22 protein-coding genes, 1 tRNA gene and 1 pseudogene are annotated in these 23,853 nt (G+C 67.1%); 12 read left to right on the top strand and 12 right to left on the bottom strand.

The window, feature by feature from the left end:
- Positions 1 to 17: 17 nt before the first annotated feature.
- A complete protein-coding gene (locus HMPREF3067_RS05030; protein WP_070768632.1) occupies positions 18 to 1,760 on the bottom strand; it encodes a pyruvate dehydrogenase in 1,743 nt (580 codons plus the stop codon).
- Positions 1,761 to 1,972: 212 nt separating this feature from the next.
- On the opposite strand from HMPREF3067_RS05030, the pseudogene HMPREF3067_RS11490 reads away from it, so the two are divergent.
- Positions 1,973 to 2,432: pseudogene (locus HMPREF3067_RS11490) on the top strand (MFS transporter); the annotation flags it as partial.
- A 334-nt stretch (positions 2,433 to 2,766) separates the two neighbouring features.
- Here HMPREF3067_RS11490 and HMPREF3067_RS05040 read toward each other — a convergent pair.
- Positions 2,767 to 2,842: transfer RNA gene (locus tag HMPREF3067_RS05040), tRNA-Thr, on the bottom strand.
- A 210-nt stretch (positions 2,843 to 3,052) separates the two neighbouring features.
- On the opposite strand from HMPREF3067_RS05040, the gene HMPREF3067_RS05045 reads away from it, so the two are divergent.
- The 5 genes from HMPREF3067_RS05045 (at position 3,053) to otsB (ending at position 7,979) form a co-directional block, all read left to right on the top strand.
- Complete coding sequence (locus HMPREF3067_RS05045) at positions 3,053 to 4,798, top strand: threonine/serine exporter ThrE (RefSeq protein ID WP_070768634.1); 1,746 nt, start codon at positions 3,053 to 3,055, stop codon at positions 4,796 to 4,798.
- Positions 4,799 to 4,873: 75 nt separating this feature from the next.
- Positions 4,874 to 5,245: a hypothetical protein gene (locus HMPREF3067_RS05050; RefSeq protein ID WP_070768635.1), complete on the top strand. Its 372-nt coding sequence runs from the start codon at positions 4,874 to 4,876 to the stop codon at positions 5,243 to 5,245.
- Between the two features lie 9 nt (positions 5,246 to 5,254).
- Positions 5,255 to 6,682, top strand: coding sequence for an alpha,alpha-trehalose-phosphate synthase (UDP-forming) (locus tag HMPREF3067_RS05055; RefSeq protein WP_070768636.1), 1,428 nt, complete (start codon positions 5,255 to 5,257; stop codon positions 6,680 to 6,682).
- A complete protein-coding gene (locus HMPREF3067_RS05060) occupies positions 6,679 to 7,185 on the top strand; it encodes a hypothetical protein (protein WP_070768637.1) in 507 nt (168 codons plus the stop codon). The genes HMPREF3067_RS05055 and HMPREF3067_RS05060 overlap by 4 nt, the downstream gene beginning before the upstream one ends.
- Positions 7,186 to 7,214: 29 nt before the next feature.
- Positions 7,215 to 7,979: a trehalose-phosphatase gene (gene otsB, locus HMPREF3067_RS05065; RefSeq protein WP_070768638.1), complete on the top strand. Its 765-nt coding sequence runs from the start codon at positions 7,215 to 7,217 to the stop codon at positions 7,977 to 7,979.
- Here otsB and HMPREF3067_RS05070 read toward each other — a convergent pair.
- Positions 7,932 to 9,020 carry a LacI family DNA-binding transcriptional regulator gene (locus tag HMPREF3067_RS05070; protein ID WP_070768639.1) on the bottom strand — a complete coding sequence of 363 codons (1,089 nt, stop codon included), beginning with the start codon at positions 9,018 to 9,020 and terminating at the stop codon, positions 7,932 to 7,934. The genes otsB and HMPREF3067_RS05070 overlap by 48 nt on opposite strands.
- Before the next feature lie 87 nt (positions 9,021 to 9,107).
- On the opposite strand from HMPREF3067_RS05070, the gene HMPREF3067_RS05075 reads away from it, so the two are divergent.
- Genes HMPREF3067_RS05075 through HMPREF3067_RS05090 form a run of 4 tightly spaced genes read left to right on the top strand, consistent with a single transcriptional unit; the run spans position 9,108 to position 12,521 of the window.
- Positions 9,108 to 10,052, top strand: coding sequence for a metal ABC transporter solute-binding protein, Zn/Mn family (locus HMPREF3067_RS05075; protein ID WP_070768640.1), 945 nt, complete (start codon positions 9,108 to 9,110; stop codon positions 10,050 to 10,052).
- Entirely contained in the window at positions 10,053 to 10,757 is a 705-nt protein-coding gene (locus HMPREF3067_RS05080; RefSeq protein WP_070768641.1) for a metal ABC transporter ATP-binding protein, read from the top strand. It begins immediately after the preceding gene.
- Entirely contained in the window at positions 10,758 to 11,636 is an 879-nt protein-coding gene (locus tag HMPREF3067_RS05085; protein WP_070768642.1) for a metal ABC transporter permease, read from the top strand.
- A gap of 18 nt (positions 11,637 to 11,654) precedes the next feature.
- Positions 11,655 to 12,521, top strand: coding sequence for a CE1 family esterase (locus HMPREF3067_RS05090; RefSeq protein ID WP_070768643.1), 867 nt, complete (start codon positions 11,655 to 11,657; stop codon positions 12,519 to 12,521).
- On the opposite strand, the gene rlmB is transcribed toward HMPREF3067_RS05090, so the two are convergent.
- Genes rlmB through HMPREF3067_RS05130 form a run of 8 tightly spaced genes read right to left on the bottom strand, consistent with a single transcriptional unit; the run spans position 12,483 to position 20,756 of the window.
- Positions 12,483 to 13,430 carry a 23S rRNA (guanosine(2251)-2'-O)-methyltransferase RlmB gene (rlmB, locus tag HMPREF3067_RS05095; protein WP_070768644.1) on the bottom strand — a complete coding sequence of 316 codons (948 nt, stop codon included), beginning with the start codon at positions 13,428 to 13,430 and terminating at the stop codon, positions 12,483 to 12,485. The two genes, HMPREF3067_RS05090 and rlmB, sit on opposite strands and share 39 nt — an antisense overlap.
- A 29-nt stretch (positions 13,431 to 13,459) precedes the next feature.
- Positions 13,460 to 14,845, bottom strand: coding sequence for a cysteine--tRNA ligase (cysS, locus tag HMPREF3067_RS05100; RefSeq protein WP_070768645.1), 1,386 nt, complete (start codon positions 14,843 to 14,845; stop codon positions 13,460 to 13,462).
- A 32-nt stretch (positions 14,846 to 14,877) separates the two neighbouring features.
- Positions 14,878 to 15,624: a glucosamine-6-phosphate deaminase gene (locus tag HMPREF3067_RS05105; protein ID WP_070768646.1), complete on the bottom strand. Its 747-nt coding sequence runs from the start codon at positions 15,622 to 15,624 to the stop codon at positions 14,878 to 14,880.
- A gap of 49 nt (positions 15,625 to 15,673) precedes the next feature.
- Positions 15,674 to 16,813 (bottom strand): N-acetylglucosamine-6-phosphate deacetylase, encoded by a 1,140-nt coding sequence (locus HMPREF3067_RS05110; RefSeq protein ID WP_070768647.1) that lies wholly within the window; start codon positions 16,811 to 16,813, stop codon positions 15,674 to 15,676.
- On the bottom strand, positions 16,813 to 18,912 hold the full coding sequence (gene nagE / locus HMPREF3067_RS05115; protein ID WP_070768648.1) for an N-acetylglucosamine-specific PTS transporter subunit IIBC: 2,100 nt from the start codon (positions 18,910 to 18,912) through the stop codon (positions 16,813 to 16,815). Before nagE ends, HMPREF3067_RS05110 begins: the two co-directional genes overlap by 1 nt.
- Positions 18,913 to 18,950: 38 nt before the next feature.
- Positions 18,951 to 19,439, bottom strand: a complete 489-nt coding sequence (ispF, locus tag HMPREF3067_RS05120; RefSeq protein ID WP_070768649.1) for a 2-C-methyl-D-erythritol 2,4-cyclodiphosphate synthase — start codon at positions 19,437 to 19,439, stop codon at positions 18,951 to 18,953.
- Positions 19,402 to 20,169: a 2-C-methyl-D-erythritol 4-phosphate cytidylyltransferase gene (gene ispD, locus HMPREF3067_RS05125; protein WP_070768650.1), complete on the bottom strand. Its 768-nt coding sequence runs from the start codon at positions 20,167 to 20,169 to the stop codon at positions 19,402 to 19,404. Before ispD ends, ispF begins: the two co-directional genes overlap by 38 nt.
- Positions 20,169 to 20,756: a CarD family transcriptional regulator gene (locus HMPREF3067_RS05130; RefSeq protein WP_070768651.1), complete on the bottom strand. Its 588-nt coding sequence runs from the start codon at positions 20,754 to 20,756 to the stop codon at positions 20,169 to 20,171. The genes ispD and HMPREF3067_RS05130 overlap by 1 nt, the downstream gene beginning before the upstream one ends.
- A gap of 255 nt (positions 20,757 to 21,011) precedes the next feature.
- On the opposite strand from HMPREF3067_RS05130, the gene HMPREF3067_RS05135 reads away from it, so the two are divergent.
- Both HMPREF3067_RS05135 and radA read left to right on the top strand, forming a co-directional pair.
- Entirely contained in the window at positions 21,012 to 21,602 is a 591-nt protein-coding gene (locus HMPREF3067_RS05135; RefSeq protein WP_070768652.1) for a hypothetical protein, read from the top strand.
- 86 nt (positions 21,603 to 21,688) lie between these two features.
- On the top strand, positions 21,689 to 23,050 hold the full coding sequence (radA, locus tag HMPREF3067_RS05140) for a DNA repair protein RadA (protein WP_070768653.1): 1,362 nt from the start codon (positions 21,689 to 21,691) through the stop codon (positions 23,048 to 23,050).
- Here the strand turns inward: radA and HMPREF3067_RS05145 are convergent.
- On the bottom strand, positions 23,047 to 23,772 hold the full coding sequence (locus tag HMPREF3067_RS05145) for a hypothetical protein (RefSeq protein ID WP_070768654.1): 726 nt from the start codon (positions 23,770 to 23,772) through the stop codon (positions 23,047 to 23,049). The genes radA and HMPREF3067_RS05145 overlap by 4 nt on opposite strands.
- Positions 23,773 to 23,853 lie beyond the last annotated feature (81 nt).

Below are 23,853 nucleotides of genomic sequence, written 5' to 3' on the forward strand. Positions count from 1 at the left end.
ACTAGACCTCGAAAACCCTAGACCACAGAGGCCGGGATGTTGCGCAAGTTGGACTTAGCCATGCCCAGCATCTTGCCCACGCCGCCGCCAAAGACGGTGCGGGTGGCGGCCTTGGAGAAGCCCAGCAGCTGCTCGAACGTCAGCGTCGGCGGCAGGGACAGCGCGTTCGGGTCCGTGATCATGTCGATCAGGACCGGGCCGTCGAAGGCCATGGCTTCCTTGATCTGCTTGCGGGCCTTCTTCGGGTCCTCGATGCGGATGCACTTGATACCGGCGGCTTCCGCGATCTTGGCGTAGTTGACCGGCGCGTGGTCGGTCTGGAACTCCGGCAGGCCCTGGACCAGCATCTCCAGCTTGACCATACCCAGTGAGGAGTTGTTGAACACGAACATCTTGACCGGCAGGTTGTGCAGCTTCACGGTCAGCAGCTCGCCCATCAGCATGGACAGGCCGCCGTCGCCGGAGAAGGTGATGACCTGCTTGTCCGGGTTGGCAGCCTGGGCTCCGATGGCCTGCGGCAGGGCGTTAGCCATGGTGCCGTGGCGGAAGGAGCCGATCTGCTGGCGCTTGCCGTTGGCGGTGATGTAGCGCGCACCCCAGACGTTGCACATGCCGGTGTCCACGGTGAAGATGGCGTCGTCGTCAGCCTCGTCGTCGATGATGTCCGCCAGGTATTCCGGGTGCAGCGGGGTCTGCTTGTCCACGTCCTTGGTGTAGGCCTCCACCACGTGGTTGAGCTTGCGGTAGTGCTCCTTGAGCATCTTGTCCAAGAAAGAGCGGTCGGTCTTTTCCTCGACGCTCGGCAGGATGTTGGCCAGCGTGGCGGCGACGTCACCGACCACCGGGTAGGAGATCTTAGTGCGACGGCCGATGTGCGAGCCGTTGATGTCGACCTGGGCCACATTGTGCTTGGGCAGGAAGTCGTTGTACGGGAAGTCCGTGCCCAGCAAGATGAGCAGGTCGGCGTCGTTGGTGGCGTCGTGCGCGGCGCCGTAGCCCAGCAGGCCGTTCATGCCGACGTCGAAGGGGTTGTCGTACTGGATGTACATCTTGCCACCCAGGGCGTGGCCGATCGGGGCCTTGACCTTCTGTGCCAGCTCGAGGACCTCCTTGCGGGCGTCCTTGACGCCGGCGCCCACGAACAGAGCCACGCTGTTGGCCTCGTTAATGGCCTGGGCCAGGGCGGCGGCCTCGCGCGGGTCCGGGTAGACGACCGGACGGCCGGTGGAAATCACCGAGTCGGTGAAGGTGTCATCGTCGGCTTCCTGGGTGGTGACGTCGCCCGGGATGACCAGGACGGACACGCCGTTGCCGGCCATGGTGGACTGGATGGCGTGGTGGAGGACCACCGCGCCCTGCTCGGCGGAGTTAACCATCTCGCAGTAGCCGGAGCACTCCTGGAAGATGGACTCGGGGTGGGTCTCCTGGAAGAAGGTGGAGCCGATCTGACGGGACGGGATGTGGCTGGCGATGGCCAGCACCTTGGCGCCATTACGGTTGGCGTCGTACAGGCCCTGGATGAGGTGGGTATTGCCGGGGCCGCAGGAGGCCGCGCACACGGCCAGCTCGCCGGTGGTCAGGGAGTCGGCCTCAGCGGCGAACGCTGCAGCTTCCTCGTTACGGACGTGTACCCACTCGATGTCCGACTGGCGCACGGCGTCGACGATCGGGTTCAGCGAGTCGCCTACCAAACCGTAGATACGGCGGATGCCCTGCTTTTCTAGCATCGCTACCAACTGTTCAGCGTATGAACGAGCCATAATTCAACTCCTTTGGCTATTAATTAATCTCCTTCGCCATTGTGCTCTCAAACCGGCCAAATATCCATATTCAGCGGTTATAAGGCTCACCTTCTCACAGGCGGCGCATCTTTATGATTTCCGCCACTCCACGCCCTCCGGGTTACAAACAGTACCGCACGGTCGTTACAGTATTCGGCATACAAACGACGACTCTGCGCCCCGAGGAAACCATGTCTAAGGGCGCCCGCTGGTCCTTCTTCGCCGTTATCTCCTCCGGCCTTTTGATGGTGGGGCTCGACAACTCGATCCTCTACACCGCGCTGCCCGCGCTCAACGAGCAGCTCCACACCGACTCCACCCAGCAGTTGTGGATCATCAACGCCTACGCGCTGGTGCTCGCCGGCCTGCTGTTGGGCACCGGAACGCTGGGCGACAAAATCGGCCACCGCCGCATGTTCGTGTACGGCCTGTGGATCTTCGGCGCCGCCGAATATCACCAACCCGGACAAGCACTGGGACCTCATCTCTTCGCTGCTGGCCCTGGTCACCCTGTCCAGCCTGGTCATGGCCATCAAGTCCGCGGCCAGCACCGAACCGAACTGGGGCATGGTAGCCGGCACGCTCATCGTCTGCGCCATCGGCGGATTCTTCTCCGCCCGCCGCCAGCGCCAGCTGACCGAGCCGCTGCTGATGAATATCCACGCCCAGACCGAACCGGAGCACTCCGCCCCCTGGGAATCCGTCAGCCCGCGCTGGGGCCCCGACCCAGCCGCCGCAATCGCTAACGATGCCGATCTAACCGAACTCATCGCCCTCATCATGGGCGAGGGCCTCTGGATCCACGATCACATCACCGAGACCAAGCTCAGCGCCGACAACCGCGCCAAGCTCATTGAGTTCATGCTTAGCCAGCTGCCAGAGGAAAACTAAGCTCGGGAGTCGCGGCCAATTTTGGACATTTTCTGGACACTTGGGCGATCGGTATCAAGCCTCTGCTTCCGGAAACTTCTTTGAGATGGCGTTTTGGAGCTGGAGACGAGACTTGAACTCGCAACCTACGCATTACAAGTGCGTTGCGCTACCAATTGCGCCACTCCAGCCTTCGGCACGGGTGGGTTTCACTCCGTGACGACGTGTAAATGCTACCTTACGGGCTTTCGGGGACGAAAAGAGTGGCGGCGATGGGGCTGAACGGGTACCTAAAAGGCGCGGGTGAGGGCGGGTTATGCGTGAGCACTTTTAAGGCACTAGGCTTCCGGGTAGATTCCTTATTTCACCCGTTTTCACTCCAGCTCGCTAAAGGATAGCTCGTGTCAGTTTTTTCCAAGTTGCGCGGCATTTTTCCGGGCAACAGCAGCAGTATCGCCACTATCGATGCGGCGAAGGCCGCGCCGCCACCCTCCCCGCTGGCACCCATTGATCTGACCGACCCGGCCCAGGTCACCGGCGTCATGGAGATCGCCGCCCGAATTGGCGATCTGCTGATCTGCTCGGGCACGTCGAACTCCGACACCCGCGCGCAGGTCTACCTGGCGGCGGCCTCCTACGGCCTGCACTACTGCCACGTGGGGATCGTGCTCAATACGATTACCATCCACACCAATATCGGCACCGGCTCCGATCGCCGGCCGGTGACCGTCTTCCGGGTCGCCAGCGGGCTGGACGTGAACTTCTCCCGGCTGGCGGCGGTGGACCGGCTCATCCGGTCCATCCACTCGGGCGCCACCCCGCCGGCGATGGCGGAGAAGATGCTCGACGACATCGAGGCCATGAAGCCGCCGCGCAGCGTGCGTTCCTCCCTGCTGGGCTGGGGCGTGATGGGCGGGACGTTCTCCGTCATGCTGGGCGGCGACATCTTCGTCGGCGTCGTCTCCTTCTTCGTGGCCCTGCTCATCATGTCTGTCAACGCGTGGCTGGGCAGATTCCGATTACCGCCCTTCTACCAAAACATGGTCGGCGGGTTCATCGCCGTCGTGCCCGCGGCGTTCTTCTACCGCGTGGCGTCGAGTATTGGCCTGACCTTCTCACCCAGCCAGGTCATCGGTATGGGCATCGTCGTCTTGGTGGCCGGCCTGACGCTGGTGCAGTGCCTGGTCGACGGCATCACCAAGGCCCCGGTGACGTCCTCCGCGCGCTTCTTTGAGGCCTTGCTGTCTACCGGCGCCATCATCGCCGGCGTCGGCGTGGGCATCCAGTTCGTGGACTATATCGGGTTTACCCTGCCGCCGCTGGCGACCATCGCCCCGCCGGTCTATCACGAGATCCCGCTGCTCATCCTGTGCGGCGGCGTGGGCTCGGCCGGGTTTGCGTGGGCGTGCTACGCCTCCTGGTCGGAGACCATCATCTCCGGGTTGACCGCCGCGGCCGGCATGTTCTTCTACTACTTCGTCATCATCCCCTTCGGGGTCTCCACGGTCATTGCCAGTGGCATCTCCGCCGTGGCCGTGGGTCTGGCCGGCGGCCTGATGGCCCGCCGCTTCCTGATCCCGCCGCTGGTGACCATGATCTGCGGCTACACGCCCATGCTGCCCGGCCTGACGCTCTACCGCGGCATGTACGCCGCGCTGAACGAGCAGATGATCACCGGCATGACCAACCTGGTTACCGCCCTGGCTATTGCCGGCGCGCTCGCCGCCGGTGTGGTCTTCGGCGAGCGTGGTGCGCGGCGCCTGCGTCGCCCGAAGTACTTCCGCCCCTACTCCGCCTTCAAGCGCCTGGGCCGGTACTCCTTCCACCAGGCCACGCGCCTGGCCAACAGCCGCCCGCGCATCCCGCGCGTGCCGCTGTCGCCGTTCGCGCCCCGCCAGGAGCGCCCGGTTCCCCCACCGGTTCACGGCCCGAAGCCGCCGACGGCCGCACAGCAGGCGCGCCAGCGCCAGGACGAGACCGCCACCCAGCAGTGGCAGGCCCAGGTGGATGCCGGAGAGATCGACGATCACTGGCCGCAGCGCACGGAGTGGCCGGCCCAGCCGCAGCCACTGCGTGAGGACACCATCTACACCACGCCGGGCACCGAGGAGTTCTACGCCGCCCACGCGGATCCCGACCAGCGCTGAGCCAGGCCGGTAGCGTACAATATACGGTCTGAAGCTACTAGCTTATTTAGCGCCGTCGCACCGTAGGAGGAATACGTGCCACCCAAGGTCACTGACACCCAGCCCAACGTTGAGCAGATGAACGCCGTGGAGGAAGAGACCGCCGCAGCCGCCCGCCGCGTGGTCGCCACCTATGCCGAGGATTTCCTGGACGGCGTGACCCTGATGTCCATGCTGGGGGTTGAACCGGACGGCCTGGTTCACAAGAAGGTGCTGGCCGAATACGGCGAGCCCGAGCCGAAGAAGTCGACCAAGAAGTCCACCAAGAAGGCCGGGAAGAAGTCGACCAAGAAGGCTTCCAAGAAGTCCACCAAGAAGACCAGCAAGAAATCGACCAAGAAGTCGACTAAGAAATCCACCAAAAAGGCTTCCAAGAAGTCCACCAAGAAGTCGACGAAGAAGTCTTAAGGACCCGCCATGGCCGGTACCAACAAGTTCGTGGTCGTGGCCAACCGTTTGCCGGTTGACCTTGTCACCACCCCGGACGGCTCCCAGGAATGGAAGGCCTCCCCGGGTGGCTTGGTCGCTGCCCTGTCCCCGGTCCTGCGGGAGCAGGAAGGCTGCTGGGTGGGCTGGCCCGGCGTGGCCGACGCCGCCCCGGAGCCGTTTACGACGGACGACGGTATTCACCTGCACCCGGTGCGGCTGTCCCAACGAGACTACGAGGAGTTCTACGAGGGTTTTTCCAACGCAACCCTGTGGCCGCTTTACCACGATCTCATCGTGACCCCCTCCTACCACCGCGAGTGGTGGGCCACCTACCGCGACGTCAACCTGCGTTTTGCCAACGAGGTGGCCAGCGTCGCCGCCGAGGGCGCGACCGTGTGGGTGCAGGACTACCAGCTGCAGCTGCTGCCCGGCATCCTGGAGCAACTGCGCCCGGATCTGACCATCGGCTTCTTTTTGCACATCCCCTTCCCACCCGCGGATCTCTTCCGCCAGCTGCCCTGGCGCGAGGAGCTCATCCGAGGGCTGCTCGGCGCCGACGTCGTGGGTTTCCACCTGGAGTCCAACGTGCACAACTTCCTGGGCCTGGCCCAGGCCCAGGGGCTGCGGGTGAGCGGGAAGGTGGCCACCCGGCGCGCCAGCGCGCAGGTCGAAGCACCCGACGGCCGGTTCACCCGGGTCGGGGCCTTCCCCATCTCCATCGACATGGGGGACTTCCCGCCGGCGACCGAGGCGGACGTCGCCGAGGTCGAGCGCCTGCGCGCGGAGTTGGGCAACCCGGAAACTGTCATCCTGGGGGTGGACCGCCTGGACTACACCAAGGGCATCCTCCAGCGCCTAAGCGCTTTTGAGGAGCTACTGGAAACCGGCGCGCTGGACTCGGAGAAGGTCGTCCTGGTGCAAATCGCCACGCCTTCGCGCGAGCGCATCGAGCACTACCAGCAGACCCGTTCCGCGGTGGAGGAAGCCGTCGGGCGCATCAACGGGCGCTTCGGGGGCATCGGCAAGCCGGTGGTCCATTACAGCCACCGTTCGGTGCCGAAGCCGGCGCTACGGCAGTACTACCGCCTGGCCGACGTCATGCTGGTCACGCCGTTTAAGGACGGCATGAACCTGGTGGCCAAGGAATACGTCGCCTGCCACCGGGACGGCTCCGGCGCCCTGGTGCTGTCCGAGTTTGCCGGCGCGGCCGACGAGCTGGAGCAGGCCCACCTGTGCAACCCGTTTGATATCGAATCGGTCAAGTCCGCCCTCCGCCAGGCGGTGGTCGGGCTGCGCGAGAACCCAGAGACCATGGAGGCCAATATGCAAGCCCTGCACGCCCAGGTACGTGACCACGACGTCCAAGTGTGGGCACAGGCTTTCCTGCAGGCCCTCGGGGAGGCCAAGTCCAAATGAAGCCTATGACCCAGGCCGGGACCTGCCTGGCCGCCGCCGCGCTGGTGCTGGCCGGCTGCGGGGACTCCGAACCGCCGGCGCCGACCGCCCCCGGCGACGAGCGTATCGTCGGCAAGGACTGGCAGGTCACCGGCATCTACACGGATCCGGAGGCCCTGTCGACCATCTCCGAGGCGGTGACCAACGTGCCGTCCATCAGCTTCGGCGAGTCCACGGCGGTCGGCACCACCGGCTGTGCCCGGTTTGTGGCCAAGGTCTCCTACATCGAGGGAGAGGACGCCGCCAACGTGCGCGACGCTGATTACCTACGCTTCGACGAGGTCAGCTACGACGAGCGCAGCGAGGACTGCACGGGCGAGGCCGCCTGGGCGCACAACAGCCTGTCCCGGCTTATCGCCACAGACCGCGAATTCGACATCTCCATCAACCCGAACAACCAGCTGGTGCTCACCCTGCGCGACGGCAAGGTCGACAGCCCGGCGGTGGAATTCGTTTCGCTCTAACCGGCCGGGCGCGCGGTAGTTTGGAGGGCATGGATTATGCCTTTGCTCTCGACCGCCTCGCCACTACCGATCAGCTGCTGATAGTCAGCGACTTCGACGGCACCCTGACCGGTTTTGCCGCCGATATCTATGCGGTCACACCCCACCCGGATTCGCTGGCCGCCCTGGAGCGGCTGGCCCGGCTGCCGCGCACCACCGTGGCGGCGCTGTCCGGCCGCCATCTAGACGGGCTCAAGCAAGTCTTCCCCTTGAGAGCCCCCGTGCTACTGGGCGGTTCCCACGGCGCGGAGACCGAGGGGATAGACAACCCGGCCCTTGCGGATGCGGCTGCCAAAATCGCGGCCGTCGACGAGCGGTTGGAGGCGCTGTCCGCCCAGCACCCGGGCACCTATATCGAATACAAGCCCGTCCACCGCGTCTTCCACGCCCTGGAGCTCTCCCAGCGCGACCCAGACGCGGCCGCGCGCGCCCTGGAGGCCGCCCTGCGGCTGGAAGCGCCGGGACTGCACGTGACCGAGGGTAAGAACGTGGTCGAGTTTTCCGCCTCCACCGCCACGAAGGGCTCCTGGATCGCTGAGACCCGCCGGCAGCTGGGCGCTTCCGGCGTGGTCTTTCTGGGTGACGACGTCACGGACGAGACCGGTTTCCGCGCCCTCGACTCGGCCACGGACGTGGGCGTGAAGGTCGGCGAGGGGGACACGGCCGCCCAGCTACGGGTGGCGGATATCGACGCGGTGGCGGCCTTCCTAACCGAGCTGGCCGACCGTCGTGCCGGGGCTGTAGGTCGTTCCTAGGATTTTGCGCGGGCGGGCCACCGGCTCCCCCGCGATGAGCCTGGCCAGCAGGTGCCCGGCCGCCGCGCCCTTGGCTTTGTTCGGCTGCTGGACCGTGGCCACCCCGCGCAGGCGGGCGACCTCGATGCCGTCGAATCCGGTCACGGAGAGATCCCCGGGCACGCTCCAGCCGCGCTCGGCGGCGTAGTCCAAAACGCCAAGAGCCATGGAGTCCGTCGTGCACAGCACGGCGGTCAGCCCCGGGTTGCCCTCCAGCAGTTTCGCCGCGGCCTCCCGGGCGGTGGCCGGGGTGTTGAGGTGGCGGGTCACCACGGGCACCCCCGCAGGATCCACGCCGGCGCCGGCGAAGACCTCGAGCGCGCCCTGCACGCGGGAGCGCTGCACGTGCATCTCGGCCGCCTCCAGGTCCGCCGGGCTCACGGGCCCGTCGAGGCGCGCGCGGCGCAGGCGGATGGACAGGATGCCGATCCGGCGGTGGCCGGCATCGATAAGCGCCTGGGCCGCTGGGGCGATGGCGGCGTGGTCGTCGATGCCGACGAACGGCAGGCCAGTGTCCACCGGCTGGTCGCAGACCACGACGGGCAGCCCGCGGGCCTGCGCGGCGGCCAGGTAAGGGTCCCCCGCGGCCACCGAGTAGATGACGAAGCCGTCGACGCTCGCGCGGCCGAGCAGCTCGGCGGCGCTGGCCTCCCGGCCGGTGGTGTCCGGCCCGGCGGGGATAAGAGTCAGCGAGAAGTCCGTCCCGGTAGTCGCCTCGGAGAGCCCGGCCAGAAAGTCCACAGAGGCCATATCCTCGAAGGCGTAGGACAGGTGCTCGGTCAGCACCACTCCCCAGGACCCGGCGTGGCGGGTGCGCAGGCTGCGCGCCGTCGGATCGGGGCCGGGGTAGCCGCGGGCGGCCGCGGCGGCCAGGATGCGCTGCCGGGTGGCCGGGGCCAGCTGGTCCGGCCGGTTGTAGGCATTCGAGACCGTGGTACGGGAAACGCCCAGCTCGGCGGCTAGTGATGCCAGCGTCTTGCGCTGCGGACTGCGTTTGACCATGCCTCCTACCCTACCGGCTGCCGATGCCCCGTATTTTCAACTCATTTCCATTTGACAACAATTTTCAACAAGTGCAAACTGGGGAACATGCATGTTGCCAAGAACAAACTCGTCCCCGTCGCCCTTCTCGCCGCCGGCGCGCTGACTTTAAGCGCCTGCTCCGGCTCGGGTGCGGACGGCAACGACGCTGACACCTTGAAGGTGGTCGCCTCCACCTCCATCTGGGCGGATGTGGCCCAGGCGGTCGCGGACAGCTCGCCGGAACTGGACGTCGAGGTCCAGGCCCTAGTCGAGGGCAACGACGTCGACCCGCACCACTTCGAGCCCACCGCAGCGGACCTGGCGCGGGCCGACGAGGCCGACGTGGTCATCGCCAACGGCGGCGGCTACGACGCCTGGATGTACCAGGCCTTGTCCAACCAGGACGACATCATTTCCGCGCTGCCGCTGACTGACCACGGCGCCCTCGACGAGGAGCCGGACGTCATGCCGGCCGCCGAGGCCAAGGAACACCCGGGCGAGGTGACCAACATCGAGGGCAACGAGCACATCTGGTACGACGCCGCCGCCATCGAGAAGGTCGCCAAGGAAACCGCCGACCGCCTCAACGAACTCTCCGAGACCAAGGACGCCTCCGCGGACGCGGTGGTCCAGGAGGCCGAGGCCATCCAGGACAAGCTGGCGAGTATCGGTTCGTTCCGCTACGCGCAGACCGAGCCGATCGCCGACTACCTGATGAAGAACACCCCGGCGACCGACTCCACGCCGGACGGGTACCGCAAGGCCACCGTCGCCGAGGGCGAGCCCACCGCCGCGGACCTGGCACGCTTTTTGGGCGAGGTCAACGAGGACAAGGTCGACGTGCTCATTTATAATCCTCAGACGGAAACGGATCTCACCGCCCGCATCAAGGACGCCGCCGAGGACAAGGACCTGCCCATCGTCGAAATCGGTGAGACCCCACCGAAGGACACGAACTTCTTGGAGTACTACGAACAGGTGGTGGATGATCTCGCCGCGGCGAGCAAATAAATGGCGCTAGTTAGCTTCACCGACGCCGCGGTTGACCCGCTGTGGTCCGGGCTCAGCCTGGACATCCAGCCCGGCGAATTCATCGCCCTGCTGGGCCCGAACGGCGTGGGCAAATCCACGCTGCTGGGCACCATCCTGGGCACCCGCCAGCTCACCGGCGGGCGCGTCGATGTCAACGCGCGCGTGGGGTTTATCCCGCAGCAGCGCATGTTCCCGGCCGAGCTGCCCATGCGCGCGCGGGACCTGGTCTCCTTGGCGCTCGCACACGGGGTGGTTCGCAACCGGCGGGCCGACCGGGCCCGAGTGGACGAGCTGCTCGCCGCGGTGGGCGCCACCGGCATCGCCAACCGCCGGGTCGGCCGCCTTTCCGGCGGTCAGCAGCAACTGGTGCGCCAGGCCCAGGCCCTGGCCCAGGACCCGCAGCTCATCCTAGCGGACGAGCCGCTGCTCTCCCTCGATCCCGCCCGGCAGCAGGCCACGGTGGCCCACCTGCAGCGCCTAAGGAAAGAGCGCGATACCTCCATCGTCTTCGTCACCCACAGCATCAACCCGGTGCTCGACGTGGTCGACCACGTGCTCTACCTCGCCCCGCAGGGCCACGTCTTCGGCACCGTGGACGAGGTTATGCGCTCCGAGGTGCTCTCCGAGCTTTACGGGGCGGAGGTCAAGGTTGTTGAGATCGACGGAAGGATGCTGGTGATCTAGATGGATTTCTCCCGCTTTGTCGAGGACACCCAGTACCTACTCAGCGTCGACTTCGTCCAGAATTCCCTGGTGGCCTGCGCCCTCCTGGGCGTGCTGTCGGGCGTGATGACCTCGCTCATCGTGCTGCGCCAGATGTCCTTTTCCGTGCACGCGACCTCCGAGCTCGCCCTGATGGGCGCGGCCGCCGCCCTGCTTTTCGGCCTGAACATCGGCTTCGGCGCGGTGGCCGGCGCCATCGTCGCGGCCATCGTGCTGGCCACGCTCGGATTCAAGGGGCAGCAGGACAGCGCCATCGGCGTGGTGATGAGCTTCGGACTGGGCCTATCGGTGCTCTTCATCCACCTCTACCCCGGCAACGCCACCACCGCGATGACGCTGCTGACCGGACAGATCGTCGGCGTGTCCCAGGCCTCGGTCTGGTGGCTGACCGGCACCACCGCCCTGGTCGTCGGCGCGGTGGCCCTGTTCTGGCGCCCCCTCCTCTTTGCCTCCGCGGACCCGGCCATGGCCGCGGCCGCCGGCGTGCCCGTACGCAGCCTTTCCGTCCTCTTCGCCATCCTGGTGGGCCTGGCAGCCTCCCAGTCGGTCCAGATCGTCGGCTCTCTGCTGGTCATGGCGCTGCTTATCACGCCCGGCGCGGCGGCGGTCCAGATAACCTCCTCGCCCGTGCGCGCGGTGCTCTGGGCCACCGTCTTCGCCGAGATCTCTGCCGTCGGCGGCCTGGTGCTCTCGCTGGCGCCGGGCCTGCCGGTCTCCGTGTTCGTGACCACTATTTCTTTTGTCATTTACCTGTTCTGCCGGGCCATCGGCTGGCGCCGCGGGCGCCACGCCCAGCGCGACGAGACCGCCGCCCAGCAGCACTGTTCGGCGCAGGAGTAGGGACTAGACTGGCAAGCTATGGGATACACGCTGCACCGGGAAGAACTAGAACACCAATCTAGGACGCGCAAATACCTGCTCATAGAGCCCGATAACCTCCCGGACAACCCGGACATTGTGCTGTATTTCCACGGTTCCTTGCAGTCTGCCAACGTCTCCCGCCGGTTCACCAACGGCACCTTCGACGAGCTGGCCGAAAAATGCGGCTGCCTGGTGGCCTACCCGGACGGCGTGGACCGCCATTTCAACGACGCCCGCGGCATCCTGCCGGTCACCGCGCGCGAGGAAAACGTCGACGACGTCGGCTTCACCCGGGCGCTGGTCGAGCGCCTGCGCCGCGACTACTCCGCCGGGCGCGTTTTCGCCTGCGGGTATTCCAACGGCGGGCAGATGGTCCTGCGTCTGCTCTTCGACGCCCCCGGGCTGCTCAGCGCCGCCTGCATCTTCGCCTCGACGCTGGGCCGCGGCGACAACCACCGCCCCAAGAACCCGGACTCCGCCCTGCAGCCGACCCCGGTGTTGCTGCTGCACGGCACCGAGGATCCGTATGCCCCCTACGCCGGCGGCACGGCCGGGTTGGATGCCCGGCGCACCCGCGGCGAGGTGACCTCGGCTGCAGAGACCGCCACCCGACTCGCCGAGCTCAACGGCGCTTCTCCCGAGCCGGAGACCAGCCGCCCCTACCCTGGCGTGCGCGCCGAGACCTGGGGCGGAGATTCCCCCGTGGTGCTGTGGACCATGGAGGGGCTGGGCCACGTGGTGCCGTCTGGCAACGAGGTGGACCCGCGGCTGGGCCCCAACACCCAGGATTTTATCGCGGCCGAGGTGGCCGCGGATTTCTTCGGCCTAGCGGGCCGCGCGGCGCTGCCGGGCGAACTCGGATAGCACGGCGCCGGCTGCGACAGACGCGTTGAGGGATTCCACGCCCGGGGACATCGGGATGGACATGATGACGTCGCAGTTTTCGCGCACCAGACGGGAGATCCCCTTGCCCTCGGAGCCGATGACGATGACCACCGGGTCGGTGCCGCCGTCGTAGCTGTCCAGGGTGTGATCGCCGTCGCCGTCGAGGCCGACGACCTGGTAGCCGTTCTTCTGGAACTGCTGCACCGTGCGGGTGATGTTGGTGGCGCGCGCCACCGGCAGGCGGGCCGCCGTGCCCGCGGAGGTGCGCCAGGCCACCGCGGTGACGGATGCGGAGCGGCGCTCCGGGATGATGACACCGTGGCCGCCGAAGGCCGCCACCGAGCGCACCACCGCGCCCAGGTTGCGCGGGTCGGTGATGTTGTCCAGGATGACGAACATCCCGGTCTCCCCGGTGTCGCGGACTTGCTGCATGAGATCCTCGACCTCGGCGTACTTGTAGGGCGGGATCTGCAGGCCGATGCCCTGGTGCATGCCGTTGCCGGTCATGCGGTCCATCTCGTGGCGCGGCACCTCGTGGATGGGCACGTTCCGGGTGTTGCACATGGCCACCGCCTCGGACAGACGCTCGTCGTTCTTGGTGCCCTGGGCGATGTAGAGCGCCGTGGCCGGCACGCGAGCGTGCAGGCACTCGATGACCGGGTTGCGGCCCACCACCATCTCCGGGGTCTCCTTGACGTGGCGCCCGGAGTCGCGGCGCTGGCGGGCCAGCTTCGCTTTGTGCTTGGCGTGGTAGACGCGGTCCTCCGCCTTGGGCGTCGGGCCCTTGCCCTCCAGGCCGCGGCGGCGCTGGCCGCCGGAGCCTTTAACCTGGCCCTTCTTGTTGGTCTTGCGGGTGCCAGCCCCGCCTCGACCGTGCGTGCGTGCCATTGGTGGTCCTTCCTAGGTATTCAAAAGTCTTAAGACAGCTGCCAGGTGGCGCCGTCGGGGGTGTCCGTGACCGTAATGCCCGCCGCGGCCAGCCGGTCGCGCACCGCGTCCGCGGTGGCGAAGTCCTTGTCCTTGCGGGCCTGGGCGCGCCGGTCGAGTTCGGCCTGGACCAGCTGATCCAGGGCGGCATCGGCGGCCGAAGAGCCCGTGTCCGCCGCCCACTCCTCATCCAGCGGATCGAAGCCCAGCACCGCGGCCATGGCGCGCACGGATTCCGCCAGCTTCCTGGCGGCACTCTCGTTGCCGGCCGCCAGTTCCTTGTTCGCGGCGCGGACGGTGGTGTGGATTTCGGCCAGCGCCTTGGGCACGGCGATGTCCTCGTCCATCGCGGCGCCGAAGGCGTCGGTCCACTCCCCCAGCGCCAGGTCCGGGAAGCGGTTGACCAGGTCCTCGATACGGCGGTAGCCGGCCGCGGCCTCGGTGAGCGCGGCCTCGGAGTATTCCAACACCGAGCGGTAGTGCGCGGAGCCTAGATAATAGCGCAGTTCCACAGGCCGGACTAATTCCAGCATGTTGTCCACGCTGAGCACGTTGCCCAGGGACTTCGACATCTTCTCGCCCGCCATGGTCACCCAGTGGTTGTGCATCCAGTACCGGGCGAAGCCGTCCCCGGCCGCGTGGGACTGCGCCATCTCGTTCTCGTGGTGCGGGAACTGCAGATCCAGGCCGCCGCAGTGGATGTCGAACTCAGAGCCCAGGTAGTAGGTGGACATCGCCGAGCACTCCAGGTGCCAGCCGGGGCGGCCCTTACCCCACGGCGTTGGCCAGGCTGGCTCGCCCGGCTTGGCGGCCTTCCACAGCGCGAAGTCCAGCGCGTTACGCTTGCCGGCGTTGTCCGTCTCGCCTTGCTCCATCTCCTCGACGCGGTTGCCGGACAGGCTGCCGTAGTCGGAGCCTTCCGCCCTGGTCCAGGCGTTAACGTCGAAGTAGACCGAGCCATCGGCCGCGTAGGCGAAGCCGTTGTCAATGAGCCGCTGCATGTAGTCGACCATCTGGGTCACGAACCCGGTCGCGCGCGGCTCCACGGACGGCGGCAGCACGCCCAGCATGTTGTAGGCGGCGGTGAACTCGCGCTCGTAGGTGGACACCCACTCCCACCAGGGGCGGCCGTTGTCGGCGGCCTTGATCAGGATCTTGTCATCAATATCGGTCACGTTGCGCACGAAAGCCACGTCCCAGCCCTTGGCCATGAGCCAGCGGCGCAGGATGTCGAAGGCGACCCCCGACCGCAGGTGCCCGATGTGCGGCTTGGCCTGCGGGGTGGCCCCACACAGGTAGACCGACACGTGACCGGGGCGAAGCGGCTCAAAATCGCGGAGGTTACGGGACGCAGTGTCATAGATACGCAAAGTCACAACAGCAATTCTACCTAACCGTATCTGCCGTCCTAGTTGGGCTTATTCGCCTCCGCGAACTCGTAATATTCGCGGTTGCGCAAGCCGGCCGCGGCGGCCGCGTCCACCACCACCGTGGCGTGCCGGTGCCACTGCAGGATGGAGGCCGGACATGCCGCGCTCAAGGGTCCTTCGACCAGCCCGGCGACCGCGTCCTGCTTGTTTGCGCCGGTGGCAATGAGCAGCAGGTGGCCGGCGCGCTGAATGGTGCCCAGGCCCTGCGTGACGACGTGGCGCGGAACCTCTTCGGCGGAGGCGAAGAAGCGAGAATTATCCGCCACGGTCTGCGGGTGCAGCGTCTTCCAGCGGGTCAGGGAGTTGAGCGAACTGCCCGGCTCGTTGAAGCCGATGTGTCCGTTTTTGCCCACCCCCAACAGCTGGCAGTCGATTCCGCCGGCCGCCGCGATCTCGTCTTCGTAGCACTCCGCCGCGGCCGCATCCGGCACGTGCAGCCGCGCCGGCTCAACCCCCAGGGGGTCGATGAGCTCACAGCGCAGCGTCTGGTAGTAGCTCTGCGGGTGGTCGCGGCCCAGCCCGACGTATTCGTCCAGGGCGAAAAACTCCACCCCGCGGGTCTTCAGGCACCCGGCTCGCGCGCGGGCGATGATCTCGGCGTAGGTGGCCAGCGGCGTCGATCCCGTGGCCACCCCGATGACCCCGCCGGGGCGGAAATACCCGCCCAGGATGTCCGCGGCCACCGTCGCGACCTCCGCCGCGCTGTCCCGGATGATGACCTCCATGCTTGCCGCCTCCCGTCCTTTTGTTCCGCCTACTACCGCGTGCCCCCTATTATCCCCGCAATCGCGTGCCGCCGGCGAAGACGGTGCGAACGGCCCCGGCGGGGTCGAATTCCACGAATTCCGCGGGCTGGCCGACCTGCAGGCCGCGCGCCTGGTCCAGGCCCAGCAGGCGGCCGGGATTCACCGCTGCTGCCCGCGCCGCGGCGGCCGCCCCGTGGCGGGCGCTAAACCGCACGAACTGCTGGGCCAGGGTGCTCGTCCCGCCCGCGATGGCGCCGCCGACGCCGGCCAGCCGGGCCACCCCGCCGGCAACGACGACGTCGAGCGGGCCCAACTTGTAGGCCCCGTCCGGCATCCCGGCGGCCTCCATCGCGTCGGTGATGAGCATCAGGCCGTCGCCGGCGCAGGAGGCGATGACGTCCACTGTCCCGTCGGCCAGGTGCACCCCGTCGCCGATGGCTTCCACGGCCACCTCGCCGCGGGCGGCGGCCGCGAGCATGGCGCCCACGGCCCCGGGCTGGCGGTGGTGCAGCGGCGGCATGGCGTTGAACAGGTGCGTGGCCGTGACCGTCGCACCGCGGGCGACCGCGTAGTCAAGGACACCGGCGGTGGTGACGAAATCCGCCGTGGTGTGCCCCAGGGAGACGATGACGCCGTACTCGACGCACGCGTCCACCAGCGCCCGGGCGTTGGGCGTTTCCGGGGCGAAGGTCAGCTGGCGGACCATCCCGGCGCCGCGCTCTAGGATGCGCCGCAGCATGGCCGGGTCGCCGTCCTGGATGCGGTCCGGGGCCTGCGCCCCGCACTTGGCGGTGTGGATGAACGGGCCCTCCAGGTGGATCCCGTCCACCACGCCTTCGGCCACCAGCGGCGCCAGCACGCCGACCTGGCGGGTCAGCTCCTCCTCCGTCCCGGAGACCAAACTCGCCAGGAGGTGGACGCTGCCCTGCTGGCGGTGGAATTCGGCTGCCTGCCGGCATTCGGCGAGCGTGCCCGTGGGAAAGGCCCCGCGCGCCCCGCCGTGGTTGTGGACGTCCACCAGGCCCGGCGCGACTACCCCCAGCTTGCCGGGGGAAGACTCGAGGCGCTCCACGCTTTCGACAACACCCTCGGCATCCACGCGCACCCGCGCGGGGTAGGGCTCGGCCCGGCCGTCGGTGAGCCGGGCGGAGATAGTACAACCGGCCATTAGCGGTACTCTACCTCCATCACGTGCTGGCCCACGGCCACGTCCCCGGCGCGCATCAGCGCGGTGGAAGAGACCTTCTTCTTGTTGGTCACGACCACCGGGGTGGTCAGGTCGATGCCGCGCTCACGCAGGGCGGCCGCATCCACCCGCACCAGTGGGTGGCCCGGCTCCACCGCGTCCCCGCGGTCGACTAGCACCTCGAAGCCCGCCCCGCGCAGGCCCACGGTGTCCATGCCGATGTGGACCAGCACGTCCAGGCCCTCGGCGCTACGCACTGCGACCGCGTGCTTGGTCTTGGCCACCATGGTGACCTCGCCGGCCACCGGGGAGGCCACGATCAGCTCGTCCTCGTTGCCAGGCACGATGGCGAAACCGGGGCCCACCTGGCCGCCCGCGAAGGCGGGATCAGCCACCTCCTCCAGCGGGATGGCCTTGCCCTCGGTGGGCGCGGACAGCTCCGTCACGCCCGCCTTTTCCGGAGAATCAGCGGGAGCAGGAGCTGGAGCGGGAGCCGGGGACGACACCGCCACAGGGTGCTCCATCTGGCGCCGCACCTCGTCGTGTACGAACTGCACGTTGGGCCCGATGATGACCTGCACGCCCTTGGCCGAAGGTCGGTAGACCCCGGCCACGCCGGCGGATTTGAGCGCCTGCTCCTTAACCAGCTGCGGGTCGTGCACGGTGGTGCGCAGGCGCGTGGTGCAGTACTCCATCGTGTTGAGGTTTTCCGCCCCGCCGAGGCCGTCGAGGATCCGGGCGGCCTGCGCGGCCAGCTTGTCGTCGCCTTCCGCGCCGTCAGCCTCGTCGCTCGATCCGTCTTCCTCGTCGTCGCCACGGCCCGGGGTCTTCAGGTTGAACTTGCCGATGAGGTAGTAGAAGAGCCCGAAGTAGATGAAGAAGTAGGCCACGCCCATCACCAGCAGCATCCACCACTGGTTGGCCAGCGGGTTCTGCGAGGACAGCAGCATGTCGAAGAAGCCAGCGGAGAAGCCGAAGCCCGCCGTCCAGTCGAAGAAGGAGGCGATCGCCATGGAAAGCCCCATCAGGATCGCGTGCACCACGAACAACAGGGGTGCTACGAACATGAAGGAGAACTCGATGGGCTCGGTGACACCGGTGAGGAAAGAGGCCAGCGCGCCGGCCAGCATGAGCGAGCCGACCACCTTGCGGCGCGTCGGCTTGGCCCGCAGCGTCATCGCCAGCGCCGCGCCCGGCAGGCCGAACATCATCACGGGGAAAAAGCCCGCCTGGTACTGGCCGATAACGCCTACGACCTCGCAGCTCGATCCATCCCAGACACCGGGGCAGGAGGCGGCATCGCCAGCCGCCTGGGCGGCGGCCAGGGTGTCCGCGCCGCCCAGGAACTTGCCGATGTCGTTAATTCCGACCACGTCGAACCAGAAGATGGCATTCAGCGCGTGGTGCAGGCCGGTCGGGATGAGCAGGCGGTTGGACACGCCGTAGACGCCGGCGCCGATGGCGCCCATGCCCTGGATCCACTGGCCGAAGTTGAAGAAGGCGGTATACAGCACCGGCCAGAGGAAGTAGAATACCCCGGCCAGCACTATGGAAAACAGGGAGGTCAAGATGGGAACCAGGCGCCGGCCGGAGAAGAACGCCAGCGCGTCCGGCAGCTTGGTGGCATGAAAGCGGTTGTAGGTCCACGCGGCGAGCACGCCGACGAAGATGCCCAGCAGCACGTTCGCCGGGCCGACCGCGTCCCAGCCTTGCGCCGCCCACTCGAGGGCCTGGTCACCCTCCAGGGCGGCAGGGTCCTCGATACCGCGGTAGTTGGCCACGGCCTCCGGACCGACCAGCTTGGTGACGGTGAAAAACCCGAGGAAGCCCGACAGCGCGGCCGCGCCGTTGGAGTCCTTGGCCAGCCCGAAGGAGATGGCGATGGCGAAGAGCACGCCGAGGTTATCCAGCACCGCCCCGCCGGCCTGCTGGAAGACGGAGGCCAAGAAACTTAAGCGTTCACCTCCCCGGGCGTCGAGGAAGTAGCCGATGCCGGTCATCAGCGCCGCGACCGGCAGCACCGCCACCGCGCCCATCAGCGCCTTTCCGAGCTTTTGCAGCGGTCCCATGACCTTGTCCATGGCGCTTTACTCCTTAGCTTTTTTAAAAAACCGAAAGATTAGTCCCGGCAGGAATACACCAGGGCGGTGGCAATGGCCGCACGGCCTTCCTTGCGGCCGGTAAAGCCCAGGTGATCGGTGGTGGTAGCGGAAACGCTCACGGGAGCGCCCAGGACCTCGGTGAGGGTGCGCTCGGCCTCCTCGCGCCGCGGCCCCATCTTCGGGGTTTGCCCGATGAGCTGCGCGGAAGCGTTGCCAATCCGGTAGCCGTGCGCGACCAAGAATTCCCGGCACTCGGTGAGCAGGCGGGCTCCGGATACGTTGTCGTATTCGGCCCGGCCCACGCCCACGAACGAGCCCAGATCCCCCAGCCCCGCGGCCGACAGGAGGGCGTCGACCAAGGCATGGGAGACCACGTCCCCGTCGGAGTGGCCCTCGCAGCCGTCGTCGTCGGCGAAGAGCAGACCGGCTATCCAGCAAGGCTTGCCGGCTTCGATCTGGTGGGCGTCGCTAGCGATGCCCACCTTGGGCAGAATCGGTTCGTTCATTAGGCACCTCAAAAACTGTGGGTTCAGCCTCAGATACTACGGCTTGAGCCAGCCGCAGATCTATAGGGGTAGTGATTTTAAATGCCATGGCATCACCTGTCACCGTCACGACCGGGCAGCCGAACCATTCCATGAGGCTCGCGTCGTCGGTGGCGACGAACTCGCGGGACTTGGCGGCAAAATAAGCCTCGTTGGCCCGGCGCAGGGTGGCTAGGTCGAAGCCCTGCGGGGTCTGGACCGCGCGCAGCAGGCTGCGGTCCGGCGTGGAGCGCACCCGGGAGGTATCCCCGGCCGCCACCTCTTTGATGGTGTCGGCGACCGGCAGCACCGGGATGACGGCCGGCGCCCCGTCCAGCACCTTGCGCACGACCCGGCTAATCATCCCCGGGGGCGTGAGCGCGCGGGCGGCGTCGTGGACCAGCACGACCGCGTCTTCGTGTTCAATGGCCTGCAGCCCAGCCCAGACCGAGTCGGCGCGTTCGCCGCCGCCGGCGACAAAGCGCAGCGGGATCTCCTTGACCTGGCGGGCCAGGGCGCGCTCGGCGTGGGCGCGCATGACGGGGTTGATGAGGACGACGACCTCGTCCACCACGGCGGAGTTAATCATCGCCTGGACGGAGCGTTCCAGCAGGCTGCGGTCGGCCAGCTCGACGTAGGCCTTCGGTAGCTCAGCGCCCAGCCGCGTGCCGCTGCCGGCGGCGGCGATGAGCGCGATAACCCGGCGAGTCATTAGTCTTCGTCGTCGAAGGACAGGTCGCCCAGGTCGACGTCGTCGGTGTCGACGTCGGTAGTCACCGACTTGTCCTCAACCAGGCCGGCGGCGCGGTGGCGCTCGATGGTGGCGTTGATTTCGTCCATCATCTTGTCCGCCTTCGCGTCATCGACCGGCTTGGCCAGGGCCAGCTCGCCGACGAGGATCTGGCGGGCCTTGACCAGCATGCGCTTCTCGCCCGCGGACAGGCCCCGGTCCTGATCACGGCGCCAGAGGTCGCGCACGACTTCGGCGACCTTGTTGATGTCACCGGAGGCCAGGCGCTCCTGGTTGGCCTTGTAGCGGCGAGACCAGTTGCCGGCCTCCTCCACGTCCTCTTCGCGCAGGACGGAGAAGACCTTTTCCAGGCCTTCCTTGCCCACCACGTCGCGCACGCCGACCTTCTTGGCGTTCTTGGAGGGCACACGGACAACCAAGTCGGACTGGTTGATGTGGAGCACCAAGTACTCCAGCTTCTCGCCGCCCATTTCGCGCTGCTCAATGTCTTCGATCACCGCAGCGCCGTGGTGCGGGTAAACAACCACCTCTCCGACCTTGAACTCCATTGCCACTCCTTGCTCGATTGTTAAAGAGGTACCCCTAAAGCCTGCCTGGCAGGCACATAGGACAAATATTCTACCACGCGGCACCTCCCCCGGGTCCGGCCGGCTACATCCCCCAAAAGTACACCCCCAATTGCCCTCCCTAGAGCGGGGGCTAGGTCACGTTGGGGTTGAAAACTGTGTACTTGGCTGGAAAAAATACTAGGCTTGATAATCGACAAATCCCTGTGATCTTTAGTTGATGGAGGACAACCCAAAGTGAAGTCCCTGAAGTCTGCCGCCCGTCGCGGTGTCATCGTTTCGGTTACCGCTGCGTCCGCGCTGGCGCTGGCTTCCTGCTCCGCCGGCCATGTCACCCAGACCGCCGACCAGGTCGCTGCCGTTGACGGCTCCGAAGCTTCCACCGAAGATGGCCTGATTGCGGTGCGCGACGTGACCATTCTGGTCGAGCCGGACGACCAGCACGCCTCCCTGAAGTTCACCGCCGTGAACCAGGGCTACGAGGACCAGGCGGCCGAGCTAGAGTCCGTCACCGTGGACGGCCAGGAAGTCCAGCTGCAGCCGGCTTCCCTCAAGCCCATCAACCGCGACCAGCGCCTGGTGGGCGACTCCCAGGAGAACCTGGACAACATGCCGCAGGCTGAGTCCGAGGACATCCAGTACGTCGCCACCACCATGCAGGATGATGACTTCGGCTACGCCGGCCACCGCACCGTGGTCTTCCAGTTCTCCAACGGCGACATCGAGGTCAACGCCACCATCGCCGCCTCCCAGAAGGAAGCCGGCGAGTACAACCGCGACGTCGAGTCCACCGAGGGCTACACCACCGAGGAGCCCTCCGGCCACTAAGCACTAGCTTTCCCATCTCCCCTGGCTACGGCCGGGGGATTTGTTGTATCTGCGGTAATGTCCGGGGCGTGTTTTAAGCTAGGGACATGGCAAAGAAGCAGCGTCCCATCCATACCTGTACCGAGTGCAACTACGTCTCCCCGAAGTGGCTGGGGCGCTGCCCGGAGTGCGGGTCGTGGGGTACGTTCCAGGAATCCACGCCGGTCAGCCCGGCGGCCGCGACCACCAGCGCGCCGCAGGGCCTGACCCCGTCCAGCCCGGCGCAGCCGATGACCAAAATCACCGCCTCGGCCACCCGCACGCAGAAAACCGGCATCTCGGAGCTGGACCGAGTGCTCGGCACCGGCATCGTCCCCGGCTCCGTCGTGCTCATGGCGGGCGAGCCCGGCGTGGGCAAATCCACGCTGCTGCTGGAGGTCGCCTCCCGCTGGACCCAGCAGGACCGCACCGCGCTTTACGTCACCGCGGAGGAATCCGCGGGCCAGGTCCGCGCCCGCGCCGAGCGCACCGGCGCGCTCCAGGACACCCTGTACTTGGCGGCCGAGTCCAACCTGGACGTCGTCTTCGGGCACGTCAAACAGACCCAACCCTCGCTCATCATCGTGGACTCGGTCCAGACCATGCAGGCGCCCGGCGTGGAGGGCGTGGCCGGCGGCGTGGCCCAGTCCCGGGCCGTGACCGCGGCGCTGACCACCCTCGCCAAATCGACGGGCATCCCCATCCTGGTGGTCGGCCACGTCACCAAGGACGGCAACGTGGCCGGCCCGCGGGTGCTGGAGCACTTGGTCGACGTGGTCTTGAACTTCGAGGGCGACAAGCAGTCCAGCCTGCGAATGCTGCGCGGCATGAAGAACCGCTTCGGCGCCACGGATGAGGTCGGCTGCTTCGAGCAGACCGCCACCGGCATCCGCGAGGTAGCCGACCCGTCCGGGCTCTTCCTCTCCCACCGCGGGACCACCCCGGACGGTTCCGCGGTGACCGTGGCCATGGACGGCGTGCGCCCCATCCTGGCCGAGGTCCAGGCCCTGACTGTGGACCCGGTGGCCAAGAACCCGCGCCGCGTGGTCACCGGCCTGGATACCAACCGGGTGCCGATGGTGCTGGCGGTCCTGCAGGCCCGGGCCGGTCAGCGCACCAATGATAAGGACGCCTACGTCGCCACAGTTGGCGGGGTGCGTATCTCAGAGACAGCCACAGATTTAGCGGTCGCGCTGGCCACGTGGTCCTCCCTGCACGAGCAGCCGCTGCCGCCGCGCACCGTCGTGATCGGCGAGGTCGGTCTGGCGGGCGAGCTGCGCCCGGTGCCCAACCTGGCGCGCCGGCTGAGTGAGGCCGCCCGGCTGGGCTACGAGGCCGCCATCGTCCCGGCCACGAAGAACCTGGAGACCACCCTGCAGGTGCGCCAGGCGCAGACGCTGCGGGAGGCCATCGAGCTGGTCAGCCCCTAGGACAGGTTGAAGGTGTAGGCCGCCGACGGGTTGTCGCCGATGACGGCGTGGAGGTAGTAGCCGCCCGGCTCCACGGCGGAGCGGTCGTTGCACTGCTCCGGGGCGGAAGTCTGCCGCGACCAGGTCGCCTGGAAGTGGCGCTTCTTGCCGGACTCGAAGGCCTGTTCACCCTCCTGCACCGACGGGTAGCAGTCTGTGTCCGCCCACATCCGCTGGTTGGTGCCCAGGTTGTAGACCTCGAAACGCAGCTCCTGATCGTCGAGGTTGATCTGGCAGTCGGCCTTGGTGGGGTTTTCCACCGTCATGTAGAAGGTGGGCAGCTCGCCCTCGCCGTAGGTGGCCTTGTCGCTGCTCGCGGTGATCTTCAGATCAGCCAGCTGACAGGTGTCCTTCGCATCAGCGGCCACCGGCTCCGAGCTCGCTTCCGCGTCTTCGCTTTCGCGGGCAGACTCGGATTCGGTCTCGGACTCAGTCTCCGACTGAGATTCGGACTCAGTTTCTGACTCCACCGCGGTGGTTTCCGTCTCCGCCGCCGGCGTCGACTCCGAGGTGGTCTCGGCGGCCGGCTCGGTCGCCTCGTCGTTGCCAGAGCCGCCGACCATGCTCAGCCCCCAGACCAGCAGAACGACGACCACGACGATGATGACCAACGCCGCGACGCGGCGGCGCTGGTAGATCTCGTTGGGCAGGGGGCGCTTCTGCTGGGGGCTACGGTTAGTCACGGCTTATAGTTTATTGCCTCAGCAGCGGCGACGGCTGGCAGCTGGTGGGGCGTGTCTTCAAATGACCAGCGGTCTCGCAGC

Origin of the sequence: Corynebacterium sp. HMSC04H06, from assembly GCF_001815935.1 — a bacterium.
Taxonomy (GTDB): Bacteria; Actinomycetota; Actinomycetes; order Mycobacteriales; family Mycobacteriaceae; genus Corynebacterium.

Bases quoted from the DNA above. Each gene is read 5' to 3' on its own strand.
- HMPREF3067_RS05030 (WP_070768632.1), bottom strand. From the start codon at position 1,760: ATGGCTCGTTCATACGCTGAACAGTTGGTAGCGATGCTAGAAAAGCAG.
- ispF (WP_070768649.1), bottom strand. From the start codon at position 19,439: ATGAACGAACCGATTCTGCCCAAGGTGGGCATCGCTAGCGACGCCCAC.
- HMPREF3067_RS05090 (WP_070768643.1), top strand. From the start codon at position 11,655: ATGGGATACACGCTGCACCGGGAAGAACTAGAACACCAATCTAGGACG.
- HMPREF3067_RS05130 (WP_070768651.1), bottom strand. From the start codon at position 20,756: ATGGAGTTCAAGGTCGGAGAGGTGGTTGTTTACCCGCACCACGGCGCT.
- HMPREF3067_RS05075 (WP_070768640.1), top strand. From the start codon at position 9,108: ATGCATGTTGCCAAGAACAAACTCGTCCCCGTCGCCCTTCTCGCCGCC.
- rlmB (WP_070768644.1), bottom strand. From the start codon at position 13,430: ATGGCACGCACGCACGGTCGAGGCGGGGCTGGCACCCGCAAGACCAAC.
- ispD (WP_070768650.1), bottom strand. From the start codon at position 20,169: ATGACTCGCCGGGTTATCGCGCTCATCGCCGCCGCCGGCAGCGGCACG.
- nagE (WP_070768648.1), bottom strand. From the start codon at position 18,912: ATGGACAAGGTCATGGGACCGCTGCAAAAGCTCGGAAAGGCGCTGATG.
- radA (WP_070768653.1), top strand. From the start codon at position 21,689: ATGGCAAAGAAGCAGCGTCCCATCCATACCTGTACCGAGTGCAACTAC.
- HMPREF3067_RS05070 (WP_070768639.1), bottom strand. From the start codon at position 9,020: ATGGTCAAACGCAGTCCGCAGCGCAAGACGCTGGCATCACTAGCCGCC.
- HMPREF3067_RS05085 (WP_070768642.1), top strand. From the start codon at position 10,758: ATGGATTTCTCCCGCTTTGTCGAGGACACCCAGTACCTACTCAGCGTC.
- HMPREF3067_RS05060 (WP_070768637.1), top strand. From the start codon at position 6,679: ATGAAGCCTATGACCCAGGCCGGGACCTGCCTGGCCGCCGCCGCGCTG.
- HMPREF3067_RS05080 (WP_070768641.1), top strand. From the start codon at position 10,053: ATGGCGCTAGTTAGCTTCACCGACGCCGCGGTTGACCCGCTGTGGTCC.
- HMPREF3067_RS05055 (WP_070768636.1), top strand. From the start codon at position 5,255: ATGGCCGGTACCAACAAGTTCGTGGTCGTGGCCAACCGTTTGCCGGTT.
- otsB (WP_070768638.1), top strand. From the start codon at position 7,215: ATGGATTATGCCTTTGCTCTCGACCGCCTCGCCACTACCGATCAGCTG.
- HMPREF3067_RS05110 (WP_070768647.1), bottom strand. From the start codon at position 16,813: ATGGCCGGTTGTACTATCTCCGCCCGGCTCACCGACGGCCGGGCCGAG.
- HMPREF3067_RS05105 (WP_070768646.1), bottom strand. From the start codon at position 15,624: ATGGAGGTCATCATCCGGGACAGCGCGGCGGAGGTCGCGACGGTGGCC.